General features: G+C 66.0%; 12 protein-coding genes. 9 read left to right on the top strand and 3 right to left on the bottom strand.

Annotated features, from left to right (window positions below):
- Positions 1-11 precede the first annotated feature (11 nt).
- The 3 genes from CE453_RS14210 to CE453_RS14200 all read right to left on the bottom strand — a co-directional run bounded on the left by CE453_RS14210 (position 12) and on the right by CE453_RS14200 (position 4,579).
- Positions 12-1,610, bottom strand: coding sequence for an ABC transporter substrate-binding protein (locus CE453_RS14210; protein ID WP_248308067.1), 1,599 nt, complete (start codon positions 1,608-1,610; stop codon positions 12-14).
- A 213-nt stretch (positions 1,611-1,823) separates the two neighbouring features.
- On the bottom strand, positions 1,824-3,128 hold the full coding sequence (locus CE453_RS14205) for an alanine racemase (RefSeq protein ID WP_089175182.1): 1,305 nt from the start codon (positions 3,126-3,128) through the stop codon (positions 1,824-1,826).
- On the bottom strand, positions 3,119-4,579 hold the full coding sequence (locus tag CE453_RS14200; protein WP_089177894.1) for a M81 family metallopeptidase: 1,461 nt from the start codon (positions 4,577-4,579) through the stop codon (positions 3,119-3,121). The genes CE453_RS14205 and CE453_RS14200 overlap by 10 nt, the downstream gene beginning before the upstream one ends.
- 184 nt (positions 4,580-4,763) lie before the next feature.
- On the opposite strand from CE453_RS14200, the gene CE453_RS14195 reads away from it, so the two are divergent.
- The 9 genes from CE453_RS14195 (at position 4,764) to CE453_RS14155 (ending at position 13,691) form a co-directional block, all read left to right on the top strand.
- On the top strand, positions 4,764-6,263 hold the full coding sequence (locus CE453_RS14195; protein WP_089177893.1) for a M81 family metallopeptidase: 1,500 nt from the start codon (positions 4,764-4,766) through the stop codon (positions 6,261-6,263).
- Positions 6,264-6,424: 161 nt separating this feature from the next.
- Positions 6,425-7,270: a transporter substrate-binding domain-containing protein gene (locus CE453_RS14190; protein ID WP_089175181.1), complete on the top strand. Its 846-nt coding sequence runs from the start codon at positions 6,425-6,427 to the stop codon at positions 7,268-7,270.
- 15 nt (positions 7,271-7,285) lie between these two features.
- Positions 7,286-7,945, top strand: coding sequence for an amino acid ABC transporter permease (locus CE453_RS14185; protein WP_089175180.1), 660 nt, complete (start codon positions 7,286-7,288; stop codon positions 7,943-7,945).
- 10 nt (positions 7,946-7,955) lie between these two features.
- Positions 7,956-8,609 (top strand): amino acid ABC transporter permease, encoded by a 654-nt coding sequence (locus CE453_RS14180; RefSeq protein WP_089175179.1) that lies wholly within the window; start codon positions 7,956-7,958, stop codon positions 8,607-8,609.
- Positions 8,609-9,382 carry an amino acid ABC transporter ATP-binding protein gene (locus CE453_RS14175; RefSeq protein ID WP_089175178.1) on the top strand — a complete coding sequence of 258 codons (774 nt, stop codon included), beginning with the start codon at positions 8,609-8,611 and terminating at the stop codon, positions 9,380-9,382. Before CE453_RS14180 ends, CE453_RS14175 begins: the two co-directional genes overlap by 1 nt.
- Positions 9,383-9,551: 169 nt before the next feature.
- Entirely contained in the window at positions 9,552-10,589 is a 1,038-nt protein-coding gene (locus CE453_RS14170; protein WP_089175177.1) for an ABC transporter ATP-binding protein, read from the top strand.
- Between the two features lie 54 nt (positions 10,590-10,643).
- On the top strand, positions 10,644-11,933 hold the full coding sequence (locus CE453_RS14165) for an ABC transporter substrate-binding protein (RefSeq protein ID WP_089175176.1): 1,290 nt from the start codon (positions 10,644-10,646) through the stop codon (positions 11,931-11,933).
- A gap of 19 nt (positions 11,934-11,952) precedes the next feature.
- Positions 11,953-12,831, top strand: a complete 879-nt coding sequence (locus tag CE453_RS14160; protein ID WP_089175175.1) for a carbohydrate ABC transporter permease — start codon at positions 11,953-11,955, stop codon at positions 12,829-12,831.
- Positions 12,828-13,691, top strand: a complete 864-nt coding sequence (locus CE453_RS14155) for a carbohydrate ABC transporter permease (protein ID WP_198302341.1) — start codon at positions 12,828-12,830, stop codon at positions 13,689-13,691. The genes CE453_RS14160 and CE453_RS14155 overlap by 4 nt, the downstream gene beginning before the upstream one ends.
- Positions 13,692-13,700 lie beyond the last annotated feature (9 nt).

Genomic DNA, 13,700 nt, shown 5'->3' with positions numbered 1-13,700 from the left:
GCAGGCAGGGCCTACTTCTTCAGCCATGTCGTACGCACGAAGGAACGGATATTCGCGGCCAGCGGCACATAGCCCTGGACATAGTTCCACCAGATCTCCCAGCGCAGCGGATACTGATAGATCTGGATGACATAGGCGTTGTCGGCGATGCGCTTCTGGATTTCCAGATTCTTCGTCGCGCGCTTTGTGGTATCGAGCTCGGCACGCGCTTCCAGGATCATCTTGTCGAGCTCCGGATCGTTCGAGCCCATCGCCTTGCCGAAGCCGCTATCCGATTTGACGTATTGGAAGATCCCGTCGGAATCTGGCGTCCAAGACAGCGCGACGGAGAGCAGCGTCGGCCAATCGCCCGTCGCCCACTTGCTGAGCAGGGGCGCGGTTTCCATCGGCACCAGTTTCACCGTGATCCCGGCGGCCTGCCATTGCTGCTGCAGGATCTGCGCGCAAGCGACATCGAGCGGGTTGGCCGCGACGATGATGTAGTCGCCAAGATCGATGCCGTTGGGATAGCCCGCCTCGGCCAGCAGCGCCTTCGCCGCCGCCGGGTCGTGCTTGTAATAGGGCATTTCGCCGGTGCCGTCATAGCCGCCGACCTGGCTTTCCGGGATCATCGCGCCGACCTTGCCGGAGCCGCCGAGCACCGTGTCGAGGCAGGCCTTGCGGTCCGTCGCGAGGCTGAGCGCGCGCCGCACCTTCACGTCGTTCAGCGGCTTGGCCTTCATGTTCAGCCAGATCGGGAAGGTGCGTGAGGTCTGGCCCGGAGCCGAGACGAAATTGGGCGAGGTTCGCGCGATGGCGGCGGCGACCTTCGGGTCCTTCACCCAGGTCATGTCGATGGCGCGCGAGCGCAGCGCCGAGGTCAGCGTCGCCTGGTCCTTGAAGAACTTGAATACGACCTTGGCGAGATAGGGCTCGCCCTTCTCGTAATAATCGGCGAAGCGCGTCAGCGAGAACTGCTGGTTCGGCTGGTAGGCCTCGAAGGCGAACGGGCCGGTGCCGACCGGCTGCGTGTTGATGCCGTCGACGCCGGCGGGAACGATCGCACCGTTTGGATTGGTCGCGAGGTTGCTGAGGAAGGCCGCATCCGTCGCATTGAGCTGGAACTTCACCGTGAACGGATCGACCACCGTCACCGACTCGACGCTGGAATAGAGGGCCTTGAGCCGGCTGCCCGTCGCCGGATTCATGATCCGGTCGAAGGTATGCTTGACGTCGGCCGCCGAGAAGTCCTTGCCGTTGTGAAACTTCACCCCTTGTCTGAGCTTGAAGACGTAAGTCTTTGGGTCAGGCTGCTCGTAGCTCGCCGCCAGATCGGGCTCGACCTTCATCTGGGCGTTCCAGCGCAGCAGGCCGGTATAGAGAAGGCTGGTGAAATCATAGGAGGAGAAGGCGTTGACCGTGACCGGGTCGAGCCCGATCGGGTCCGCATCCGCGCCGATCGTCAGCGTGCCGCCCGGAACCGGCGCCTGTGCGGCGGCCAGCGTACTCCAGAGCCCCGGTGTCGCCAGGGCCGTGCCGCCCGCCGCCAGCAACTGCAGCAGGCTGCGCCGCGACGTGCCGTGCCGGGCACTGCCCTGCTCATCCGCCATCAGAAATGATGGTGTCTTCACGCACGATCCTCCCACAATATCGGCCAGCCGCGTTCGGACCGGCCTGTGCCGCGAACGAAGACCCGCTCCGTATATGCGGCCGACACTGGTTTGCCCGTCTCATCGGCCGGAGCGGATGGCGCGCTTTCCCTCTCTGGAGTTCAGGCTAGGAACGGCCGGAATTCACGTCAAGGATCGCCGGTTTCACTGGAAGGAACAGGGGGCGACGGACAGTCAGAAGAAGGTCCTGATCGCGCCCGTCACGCGCCAATCGTCGTCGACCAGCATCAGCACGGCCCATTTATCGAAGGTGGTGCAGGGATGGCCGATTCCGAAGGCGACCATGTCACCGACCTGCAGCGGGCTCGCTTCCGGCGTCCCGAGATGGCAGTGCTGGTCGTTCAGCGCCAGAACCGTATGCCCCGCTGGCATCGGCTCCGGCCGCGCCATCGCCCCACCCGGTCGGAACCAGCGCAACGGCACCGGCATGCCGGAATCGAAGCTGATATCGCGCTTGCCAACGGTGAGCAGGCTGCGTCCGCGCTCGGGCCGCGACTGGACATAGGCCCAGACCTCCAGCGCCGGAGCGAGCCCGCCCGGAGGCAGTTTCAGGCTGGTCTCCAGCGTGATCCGCTGGAAGGCGGCGCTGTAGACGGTGGAATCATGGGTCAGGTAGCAGCCGGAACGCAGCAGCTTGACCAGCGGTCGGGCGAAGGCGGCGGCATTGAAAGCCTCGCCGACGCGGTCGAACAGCGAGGTCCCGCCGGCGCTCAGCACAAGTGGCTCCGCATCCAGCAGCCCCTCGCCTTCCGCCGCCACGGCGACGGCAACGACCTCGCCGATCAGCCTGTCGGCGCCGGCAGTGTCGCTGATCAGCCCTTCGAAGCATTCGAAGCCGGCAAGCCGCAGACCCGGTGCCGCAGCGACGGCGCGCGCCACGGCCAGCGCCTCCTCGCGGCTGCGCGCTCCGGTGCGCCCGCCCATGAAGCCGATCTCGACGAGGATGCGTAGCGGATTGGCACCGCCCTGCGTTTTGGCAGCCTTCGCCAGCAGCGCGACTCCCGGCAAGCTGTCGGCGAGGCAATAGAGTTCGAAGCCTGGGTCCCGCAGCGCCTCGAAGCAGGCGGCGACCTCCTGCCGGCCGACCGGCTGGTTGGCGAGGATGACGCGCTTCACGCCGAAATGCCGCGCGACGGCGAGCTGCTGCATCGTCGCGACCGTGATCGCCCAGGCGCCGTCGGCGATCTGCAGATCGAAGAGCTGCGGCGCCATCGTCGTCTTGCCATGCGGCGCGATCTTGAGATCGTTGGCGGCGGTGAAGGCGCCCATCCAGGCGCTGTTGGCCCTGAGGACGCTCTCGCGGATGACCGCGAGCGGCAGAGGCATGTCGCCAGCGAGCACGTTCCAGCCCTGCTTGCCGACATCGCCGAGCCGAAGCGATGCGCCCAGTGGCAGGCCCTTCACCAGCGCATCGAGGCGCTGGTCCTCGATCTCGCGGAGCGACAGGCGCGGGAGCGGGGCGGAAGTCGTCACAGCCATGGATTCGGATCCAGCGGAGAAAAGGGGCGTTTCACTTTGGTATAGGGGATCTTGCTCGCGTCGGGCGGGTAAGGTCCACCGCTGTCGAGATAAAGCACTTGTGCCGCGATCGGCGCGAATGCGGCGTGAAAATGGTTGGAGGACTTCACCACCACCACCTTCTTCGTCGCAAGATCGACGCCGAGATCGGTGAAGACCGGCGGGCTGAAGGTCTGCGCCCGCGTCGAGGCCAGCACGATATCGAGGTTCCCGATCCGGATGGCCGCGGCGGGGCCGAGGGAAACCCAGCTCTGCTCGAAGGGGATCAGCAGGTCTTCGGTAGTCCCAACGATTTGAACGACCGCATCGATCGGCCTGCCAGAAGACGGCGCCGCCTTGCCGGCAAAGCGCAGCGGGATTTCAGCCCCCACACCGGCTGCACGACAGAGGCTGACCGCCACCGGATCCCATAACGCACCGATCGCCGCCGGAATCTCCGGATGCCGCAGCAACGCCTCGACCATCACCGAGGAATCGCCGGCGACGCCGCCACCCGGATTATCCCAGCGATCGGCCAGGACCACCGGCTTGCCGGACTGGGCCAGTTCCAGCGCCGCCGCGATGCCTTCCTCGGGCTTGTAATGCTTCGGCGAGGCACCCTGCCCCCAGCGCAGAATCTCGAGGCCGAGTTCCTTCGCCAGCGCGGCGGCCTTTTCGCCGTCGCCATCGGCGATCACCAGCACCTTGGTTCCGACATCGGCGACATCGGCTGCCTGGAAACCATGCGCGACCGAGATCGAAAGGATGCCGTTCCGGCCTTCCATCGCCTTGATCCGGTCGACGAAACTGCGGCCGGGTTCGCGGCTGGTCATGAAAGCCGCAAGCCCACGGCAGTCGAAGACCGCGCTGACCGGATTCACCTGCCTGCGCGCCGTCTTCAGGCACAATTCCAGCAGATCCTCGGCCCGCGCCAGGAAGTCCGTATGCGGAAACTCCTTGAAGGCAACGATGATGTCGGCGCCCTCCACCATCTCGGCTGTGAGATGGCAATGCATGTCGAGCTCGGCGCCGATGACGCAATCCGGCCCGGCGAGCGCCCTCACCCGCGCGATCAGATCGCCCTCGCAATCGTCATAGCCGCGCGCCACCATCGCGCCGTGCAGACCGAGGAGGACGATATCGACCGGCAGCGTCGCCGCAAGCTGCTCCAGGATCTCGTCGCGCAAGCTTTCATAGCCCTCTTTCGAGACCAGCCCGGCGGGCTCGGCCCAGGTCGCCGTGCCCTCGATCAGCTCGTAGCCTTCGCTGGCGACGCGGCGGCGAGCTGCAACCGTCGGCGCCGAGCACAGCGTCGGCGTGTCGGGGTGCATCCCGGGCGGACAGTAGAAGGCGCTTTCGAAGGCGCTGCGGTCGACGAAGAGCGGCGCGAAGGTGTTGGTTTCCGTGGCCAGCGAGGCTGTGAAGACGCGCATCCGCATGCTTTCCCGATCAGGCGCGCGGCGTGCTTTCCAGGCCGCCGACTACCGTCATGAAACCGGCAGCGGGCGCGCGCTGTCAAAGCATCCGCGTTCCTCTCAGCGGAACAATGCAGGCTTGAATCGGAACAGCGCAGCGGCCGAGATGCGCGGGCCTCGTGAGCAGGGAGCTTCCATCGTCATGTCGCAGCCTCGCCGGATCCTGCTGGGATCGTTGTTCCACGAGACGCACAGCTTCGTCGACGAGGTCACGCGACTGGCCGATTTCACCATCCGCAGCGGCGAGGATGTGTTGCGCCGGCGTGGCGACGGCTCGACCGTCGACGGCTTCCTCGAAGTGGCCGAGGCGGAGGGCTGGAAGGTCCTGCCGACGATCGACTACACGGCCCTGCCGGCCGGCACCGTCGACCACGCCGTCTTCGCACGTTTCCTGGCGGAATTCGACGCCGGACTGCGGGCCGCGCTCGCGGATGGCGGCCTTGACGGCATCTGGCTCGCCCTGCATGGCGCCATGGTCACGACAGAGTGCCCCGACCCCGAAGGCGCGCTGCTTGCCCATATCCGTTCCGTGCCCGGTTGTGAGCCGCTGCCCGTCTTCGGCGTCTTCGACCTTCATGCCAATTTCACCGCCGCGATGGCCGCGAACGCCAACGCCCTCGTCGCCTATCGCGAGAACCCGCATACCGATGCCCGCGAATCCGCCGTACGCTCGGCCCGGCTGCTGGCGCGTTCGCTGAAGGAAGGTGTGCTGCCGCACATGCTCTCCAGCAACGCGCCCGTCATGTGGCCGCCGACCGGCACCGGCACCGCCGACCGGCCGATGCGCGATCTGGAAGCGATGGCGCGCCGCATCGAGCAGGAGAACCCCGCGATCTGGGTTGCGAACGTCGTCGGCGGCTATTCCTTCTCCGACGTGCCCGAGGCCGGCGTCGCCTTTGCGGTCGCCTTCACCGGCCCGGAACCGGCGGCCCAGGAGGCGCTTGCCCGCCTGACCGAGATGGCGGTGACCGAGCGTGATCTCGGCCTGCCGGAGGAATGGGATATCGACGCGGCCGTCGCCGAAATCCAGCGTTCGCCGGACGGGCCTTATCTCGTCGTCGAGCCGGCCGACAATATCGGCGGCGGCGCGCCGGGAGACGGCACCTCGGTGCTGCGCGCCTTCCTGCGCCATGGCGTCCAGAATTGCGCGGTCGCCATCGCCGATCCCGCCGCCGTGAAGGCCATGGCCGGTGCAATGCCGGGCGAGGTCCGCAAGCTCTCCATCGGCGGCAAGGGCAGCGCCATCGCCGAAGGGCCGGTCGAGATCGAAGCCCGTTTCGTCAGCGCCAGCGACGGTCAATTTGCGCTGGAAGACCTCAACAGCCATCTCGCCGCCTCGCAAGGCTCGCGCTTCAGCATGGGGCCCTGTGCGGTGGTGGAGGTGGGCGGCGTCACCGTGCTGCTCAGCAGCCGCAAGACTCCGCCTTTCGACCTCGGCCAGTTCCGCTCGCAGGGCATCCACCCCGAAAAGCTGAAAGCCATCGGCGTCAAGGCGGCGGTGGCGCACCGGCGAGCCTATGACAAGATCGCGAAGGGCAGCTTCACCGTGGCGACGCCTGGCCCCTGCACCAGCAAGATCACCGGGTTGCCTTATACGCGTTTGCGCAAGCCGGTCTTTCCGATCCACGCTGACGAACCGTAGCGGGACCGGAAGGGAAAACGCGGCACGATCAACGCTTCGCCGTCCATGCCGAGGTTTCGCCCCATGGAACGAGCGCAGCTTGTTCCATGGGGCGGGGCATCGTCTGCTTTGCCCTGTGCCGGCCATCCGAAGATATCCAACGACAAACAGAGGGGATGCCAATGTTTCAGAATCTGATGAAGATCGCGGCAGGACTTGGTGTCGTCGCCTGCGCGCTGATGCCGGCCACGGACGCCTCCGCGCAGGGCAAGCTCAAGGAGGTGCTGAACCGTGGCAAGCTGATCGTCGGCACCGGCAGCACCAACCCGCCCTGGCATTTCCGCAACGAGAAGAACGAGCTCGTCGGCTTCGACATCGAGATCGCCAAGATCATCGCGCAAGGCCTGTTCGATGACCCGAACAAGATCGAGTTCGTCAACCAGGCTTCGGACGCCCGCATCCCCAACATCGTCACCGGCAAGGTCGACATCGCCTGCCAGTTCGTCACCGTCACGGCCGCGCGCGCCCAGCAGGTCGCCTTCACCGTGCCCTATTACCGCGAAGGCGTCAGCCTGATGATGGTCGCGGGCGGCCCCTATGCCGATTATGCGGCCATGAAGGCCGCAGGGTCCAAGGTGACGGTCTCGGTACTGCAGAACGTCTTCGCCGAGAAGATGGTCAAGGATGCGCTGCCCGAAGCCAAGGTCGACCAGTTCGACAGCGTCGACCTGATGTATCAGGCGCTGAATTCGGGCCGGGCCCAGGCCGCTGCGACCGATTCCTCCTCGCTGCGCTACTACATGAAGCAGAATCCCGGCCGCTACGTCGATTCCGGCTATAGCTGGAACCCGCAGACCTATTCCTGCATCGTCCGACAGGGTGACCAGGACTGGCTCAACTTCGTCAATGTCGCACTGCGCGAATCGATGACCGGCACCACCTTCCCGCTCTACAAGGCCGCCTTCGAGCGCTGGTTCGGCGAGACGCCACCGGAACCGAAGATCGGCTTCCCGCAGGAATTCCGCTGAGCCGCATAGCGCCTCGTGGAATATTCGCTGCATTTTGGCGCCGTCTGGGCGAGCTTCGACAGGCTTCTGTCGGGGCTCGCCATCGGGCTTGCGCTGGCCGTCGTCGCGGTCGCCATCGGCACCTTGCTCGGGCTGCTGGCGGCCTTCGCCGCGGTCTCGCCCTATCGCCCGCTCCGGAGCCTCGCCGGGCTCTACGTCTCGCTGATCCGCAACCTGCCGCTGCTCGTCCTGGTGCTGCTCGCCTATTTCGCCCTGCCGCAGGTCGGCATCGCGCTCGACAAGTACCAGAGCTTCGCCGGCGCGCTCGCGCTCTATTCCGGTGCCTATCTCACCGAGGTGTTCCGGGCCGGGCTGCTCTCGGTGCCGAAGGGCGTGATCGAGGCCGCGCGTTCGATCGGGCTGACACGGCTGCAGACCAATGTCTCGGTCGTGGCGCCGATCATGCTGCGCAATGCCCTGCCCTCGCTCGGCAACACCTTCATCGGGATGTTCAAGGATTCGTCCATCGCCGCCGCCATCGCCGTGCCGGAGCTGACCTTCGAGGCCCGCAAGATCAATGTCGACACCTTCCGCGTCATCGAGACCTGGATGGTGGCGAGCGGTCTCTACATCGCCGCCTGCGTCGTGATCGCCGCCCTGCTGCGCGGTCTCGAACGGCGCTTCCCCAAGTTCTGAGCGAGATTCGATGCAACCCTTTCTCGATCAGCTCTGGATCGCCCGCTGGCCGCTCTGGGACGGGTTGCTGCTGACCGTCGGAATCTCCGCGGGCGCGATCCTGTTCGGCACCCTGCTGGGGCTGCTCGTCGGCATCCAGCTCGCCTATGCGCCCTGGTGGCTGCGCCTGCCCTTCCGACTCTATGTCGACATCATGCGCGGCACGCCGGTGCTCGTGCTGATCCTCGCCGCCTTCTACATCCCCTCCGTCGTCGGCTTGAGCCTCGGCCCGACCGAGGCGGGCACGCTGGCGCTGACGCTCTTCGCCGGCGCCCATATCGGCGAATTGCTGCGCGGCGCCCTGCAGGCGATTCCGCCGGGGCAGGCGGAAGCCGGACGCAGCATCGGCCTCACCTTCCCGCAACTTCTCGCCTATGTGCTGCTGCCGCAGGCGGCGCGCAGCGCCCTGCCCCCCTGGATCAACACCGGCGTCGAATTGATCAAGGGCTCCAGCCTGCTCTCGATCATCGGCGTCGGCGAGCTCCTGCTGCGCACGCAGGAGGTGATCGGCCGCACCTTCATGACGATCCAGTTCTACGTCTTCGCCGGCATCGTCTACCTTGTGATCAACATCGCCCTGGACCAGCTCGGCAAGAGCCTCGAACGGCGCGTGGGACAGCATTGATGGACAAGCGGCAACCCCTTCTCGCCATTCGCGGGCTGACCAAGCAGTTCGGTGCGACCGAGGTGCTCAAGGGCGTCGATCTCAACCTCGACCAGGGCGATGTCGTCTCGATCATCGGCTCCAGCGGCTCGGGCAAGACGACGCTGCTGCGCTGCGTCAACCTGCTCGAGGAGTATCAGGGCGGCGACATCATCCTCGATGGCGAGACCATCGGCTACCGCGCAACGAACGGACGCCGGCACCGCCTCGGCGACCGAGAGTTGTCGCGCCAGCGCGCCATGACCGGCATGGTCTTCCAGAGCTTCAACCTGTTCCCGCATCTCAGCGCCGCAGGCAATGTCATGCTGGGCCTGCGCAAGGTGCTCAGGCTGCCGAAAGCGGAGGCGCGCGCCATCGCCGAGAAATGGCTGGCACGGGTCGGGCTCGCCGCACGGGCGGATCATTACCCGAGCCAGCTCTCCGGCGGCCAGCAGCAGCGCGTTGCCATCGCCCGGGCACTGGCGATGAACCCCAAGCTCGTGCTGCTCGATGAGGTCACCTCCGCACTCGACCCCGAGCTCGTGCAGGAGGTGCTGAACACCGTGAAGGGCATCGCCGAAGACGGGGCGACGCTGCTCATCGTCACCCACGAGATGCGTTTCGCCCGCGACGTCTCCAGCCGCGTCGTCTTCATGGAACAGGGGCGCATCCATGAGGAAGGCCCGCCCGCCGAGATTTTCGGCAATCCCAGGAGCACCCGCCTCGCCGAGTTCCTGCGCAACACACGGCATTAGCGCCCGGATCGGTCGGCGAACCGGCGCTCCCACACAGGAACTGCAGCATCGAGCCGGAGGCCGCTCTTGTCTCGGAGCGAATTTTAGCTTCAAGCTCGCGCGCACATAGCCGGCGGCAGCGAGCTTTTGCGCCGGCTCATCATGGATTGCTGGAACGGCCGGGTCGCGAATGGTTTCGGTAGAGCTCAAGGCTGTTTCGAAGAGCTGGGGTGGCGCAGCCGCCGTCGACGGCATCAGCTTCACGGTCGAAGGCGGCAAGCTCGTCGCGCTGCTCGGGCCGTCCGGCTGCGGCAAGTCGACAACGCTCAGGCTGATCGCCGGGCTGGAGGACTCGAACAGCGGCACCATCGCGATCGGCGGCCGCGACGTCACCCATGCGGCGCCGTCCCGGCGCGGCATCGCCATGGTCTTTCAGAACTATGCGCTGTTCCCGCATCTCTCGGTCGCGGAGAACATCCTGTTCGGGCTGAAAGTGCGCAAGGTGTCGCGCGCGGACCGCGACGCCCGCCTCGCCCGCGCCGCCTCCATCCTCGGCCTCGCCAGGCTGCTCGACCGCAAGCCCTCGCAGCTCTCCGGCGGCCAGCAGCAGCGTGTCGCGCTCGGCCGCGCCATCGTCGCCGAGGCGCCGGTCTGCCTGATGGACGAGCCGCTCTCCAACCTCGATGCGCAGCTGCGCGTCGAGATGCGCCGCGAGATCCGCGAACTGCAGCAGCGGCTCGGCATGACCATGGTCTATGTCACGCATGATCAGGTCGAGGCGATGACGATGGCCGATCAGGTCGTGCTGATGCGCAACGGCAAGATCGAGCAGGACGCTACGCCCGACGCCCTCTATGAGAACCCGGAGACGATCTTCGCCGCTCGTTTCGTCGGCACCCCGCCGATGAACGTGCTGCCGCTCGCCTCCGTGCAGACGCGCGGTGGCACGCTCAGCCCCCCGCCCGGTCTCGACCCGGCCGGGCTCGCCGTAGGCATCCGCCCCGAAATGACGGAGATCGGCGAGAGCGGCATCGCCGCCGAGGTGGTGACGGCCGAGTATCTCGGCGCCGACACGCTGATCGAAACGCGGGTCGACGGCCATTCCTTCATCGTCAGGCGCCCCGGGAAGCTCCGCGCGACAGCCGGCGAGACGATCTACATCAGACTGTCACAGGCGGCGCTGCATTGGTTCGACCAAGCGTCGGAACGGAAGGTGGTTCGGAACTGAACCGGCCGTGAGTGTCGGACGCTCGAACCATCCCAGCAAGGGAGAGAGGACATTATGGACAGGCGTGAATTTTTGGGCGGCGCGGCGGCGCTTGCAGGTGCGACGGCGCTGCCGGGTATCGCGCGGGCGCAGGGCGCCGAACTCTCGTTCTTCTATCCGGTCGCGGTCGGCGGCCCGATCACCAAGCTGATCGACGCCTATGCCGCCGGCTTCGAGAAGGACAATGCCGGCCTCAAGGTGAAGCCGATCTATGCCGGCACCTATCAGGAGACGATCGTCAAGGCGCTGACGGCACATAAGAGCGGCAACCCGCCGGTGCTCTCGGTGCTGCTCTCGACCGACATGTTCACGCTGATCGACGAAGAAGCCATCGTTCCTTTCGACGACTTCATCAAGACCGACGAGGACAAGAAGTGGCTTGCCGGCTTCTATCCCGGCTTCATGGAGAACAGCCAGACCGGCGGCAAGACCTGGGGCATCCCGTTCCAGCGCTCCACGGTGGTGCTCTACTGGAACAAGGATCTGTTCAAGGAAGCCGGCCTCGATCCCGAAAAGCCGCCGAAGAATTGGGCGGAGCAGGTTGAATTCGCGCAGAAGCTGACCAAGCGCGACGCCTCCGGCAACACCACGCAATGGGGCATCCAGATCCCCTCCTCCGGCTTCCCCTACTGGCTGTTCCAGGGCCTGACGACGCAAGCCGGCGCAATTCTCGCCAACAGCGCGGGCGACAAGACCGATTATGCCGCACCCGGCGTCGTCGAGGCGCTGCAGTACTGGGTCGACCTCGCGCAGAAGTACAAGGTCCACCCGCCCGGCATCGTCGAATGGGGCACCACGCCGCGCGACTTCTTCGAGAAGAAGGTTGCGATGATGTGGACCACCACCGGCAACCTCACCAATGTCCGCGCCAACGCCAAGTTCCCCTTCGGCGTCGCGGTGCTGCCGGCCGGCAAGAAGCCGGGCAGCCCGACCGGCGGCGGCAATTTCTACCTGTCGAAGAAGGCGACCAAGGCCGAGCAGGAAGCCGCCTTCAAGTTCGTGCGCTGGATCACCACGCCCGAGCGCGCCGCCCAATGGAGCATCGACACCGGCTATGTCGGCGTGACGCCGGCGGCCTACGAGACCGAGGCGATGAAGAAATACGTCGCCGACTTCCCGCAGGCGATCGTCGCGCGCGACCAGCTCTCGAGCGCGGTGGCCGAGCTCTCGACCCACGAGAACCAGCGCGTCACCAAGGCACTGAACGACGGGCTGCAGGCTGCCCTGACCGGCACCAAGGCGCCGCAGAAGGCGATGGAGGATGCGCAGGCCGAGGCCGAGCGCATCCTGAAGCCCTATCGCTGACCGGGAAGCCGAGCGCTCGATGACGAACCGCGCGACCGCGACGATCCATGGCTGGCTGCTCCTGCTGCCGGCCATGGCGTGCCTAGCCCTGTTCACGCACTGGCCCGCGGTCGCGAGCTTCATCGAGAGCTTCTACTCGACCCCGAAGGCGCGCCGCCCGGCGCGCTTCATCGGGCTCGACAACTACCAGCAGATGCTGGCCGATCCGATCTTCTGGAAGGCGCTGAGCAACAACCTCTGGTTCGCGCTCGGCACCATCCCGACCTCGATCGCGCTGGCGCTACTGATGGCGGTCTGGGTCAATGACAGGATCGCTGGGCGCACGCTCGTCCGCATGGCCTATTTCACCCCGACGATCCTGCCGATGATCGCGGTCGCGAACATCTGGCTGTTCTTCTACACGCCGCAATACGGCCTGCTGGAGCAGATCACCGGCTTGTTCGGAGCGCGCTCGACCAATTGGCTCGGCTCGCAGGATACCGCGCTCTACGCCATCACCGTCGTCGCGATCTGGAAGGAAGCCGGCTTCTTCATGATCTTCTACCTTGCGGCGCTGCAGGCGATACCGCCCAGCCTCGGCGAGGCGGCTGCGATCGAGGGAGCCTCGCGCTGGACCTTCTTCCGGCGCATCCAGTTCCCGTTGCTGATGCCGACGACGCTGTTCGTGCTGATCAACGCCGTGATCAACGCCTTCCGCATGGTCGACCATATCGTGGTGATGACGCGCGGCGGGCCGGACAACGCCACCACCTTGCTGCTCTACTACATCTACCAGGTCGGCTTCGGCTTCTGGGACACGGCTTACGCCGCCACGCTGACCTGCGTGCTGCTGGCGCTGCTCGCACTCGTCGCCTTCGTCCAGTACGGCTGGCTCGAACGCAGGACGCACTACCAATGAGTGCCCCGACGCAACCCGCCCCAGCCGCGACACGCACCGACCCCTACGCACCCAAAGGCCTGTCGCTCACGCTGGAATCCACCGGAGCGATCCTGCTCGCTTTGCTCTGGATCCTGCCGCTGGCCTACGCCGTATGGGCGGCGTTCCACCCGGCCGAGTACACCACGCGCTTCGTGCTGACTGCGCCGCTGACGCTGGACAACTTCACTCGCGCCTGGGCGGCGGCGCCCTTCGCCCGCTATTTCCTCAACACCTTCATTCTCGTCACGATGATCCTCGTCTTCCAGATCGTGCTGGGGACGCTCGCAGCTTATGCACTGGCACGGCAGGATTTCTGGGGCCGCGACGTCGCCTTCGTGCTGATCCTGGCGCAGCTCATGATCATGCCGGACGCGCTGATCGTCGAGAACTACCGCACCCTCGCAAAGGTCGACCTGATCGACACGATTCCCGCGATCGCCCTGCCTTACATCGCCTCGGCCTTCGGCATCTTCCTGCTGCGGCAGACCTTCAAGACCGTGCCCAAGGAACTCGACGACGCCGCCCGTGTCGAGGGCGCGAGCCCGCTGCAGGTGCTGATGCGGGTCTATGTCCCGCTCGCGAAGCCGACCTACATCGCCTACGGCCTCGTCTCGGTCAGCTATCATTGGAACAACTTCCTCTGGCCTCTGCTCGTCACCAACTCGGTGGAATCGCGCCCGCTGACGGTGGGCTTGCAGGTCTTCTCCTCGGCCGATCAGGGCATCGACTGGGCGGTGATCTGCGCCGCGACGCTGATGACCTCGGCACCTCTGCTCGTCGGCTTCCTGCTGTTCCAGCGCCAGTTCGTGCAGAGCTTCATGCGCGCGGGCATCAAGTGACATCGCGAC

Source organism: Bosea sp. AS-1, from assembly GCF_002220095.1.
GTDB lineage: Bacteria > Pseudomonadota > Alphaproteobacteria > Rhizobiales > Beijerinckiaceae > Allobosea.
The sequence above is the reverse complement of the archived record's forward strand: the minus strand, read 5'-3'. Positions and strand labels throughout refer to the sequence as shown.

Coding starts and splice junctions, on each gene's coding strand:
- CE453_RS14160 (WP_089175175.1), top strand. CDS start 11,953: ATGACGAACCGCGCGACCGCGACGATCCATGGCTGGCTGCTCCTGCTG.
- CE453_RS14170 (WP_089175177.1), top strand. CDS start 9,552: ATGGTTTCGGTAGAGCTCAAGGCTGTTTCGAAGAGCTGGGGTGGCGCA.
- CE453_RS14175 (WP_089175178.1), top strand. CDS start 8,609: ATGGACAAGCGGCAACCCCTTCTCGCCATTCGCGGGCTGACCAAGCAG.
- CE453_RS14195 (WP_089177893.1), top strand. CDS start 4,764: ATGTCGCAGCCTCGCCGGATCCTGCTGGGATCGTTGTTCCACGAGACG.
- CE453_RS14200 (WP_089177894.1), bottom strand. CDS start 4,579: ATGCGCGTCTTCACAGCCTCGCTGGCCACGGAAACCAACACCTTCGCG.
- CE453_RS14165 (WP_089175176.1), top strand. CDS start 10,644: ATGGACAGGCGTGAATTTTTGGGCGGCGCGGCGGCGCTTGCAGGTGCG.
- CE453_RS14155 (WP_198302341.1), top strand. CDS start 12,828: ATGAGTGCCCCGACGCAACCCGCCCCAGCCGCGACACGCACCGACCCC.
- CE453_RS14180 (WP_089175179.1), top strand. CDS start 7,956: ATGCAACCCTTTCTCGATCAGCTCTGGATCGCCCGCTGGCCGCTCTGG.
- CE453_RS14190 (WP_089175181.1), top strand. CDS start 6,425: ATGTTTCAGAATCTGATGAAGATCGCGGCAGGACTTGGTGTCGTCGCC.
- CE453_RS14205 (WP_089175182.1), bottom strand. CDS start 3,128: ATGGCTGTGACGACTTCCGCCCCGCTCCCGCGCCTGTCGCTCCGCGAG.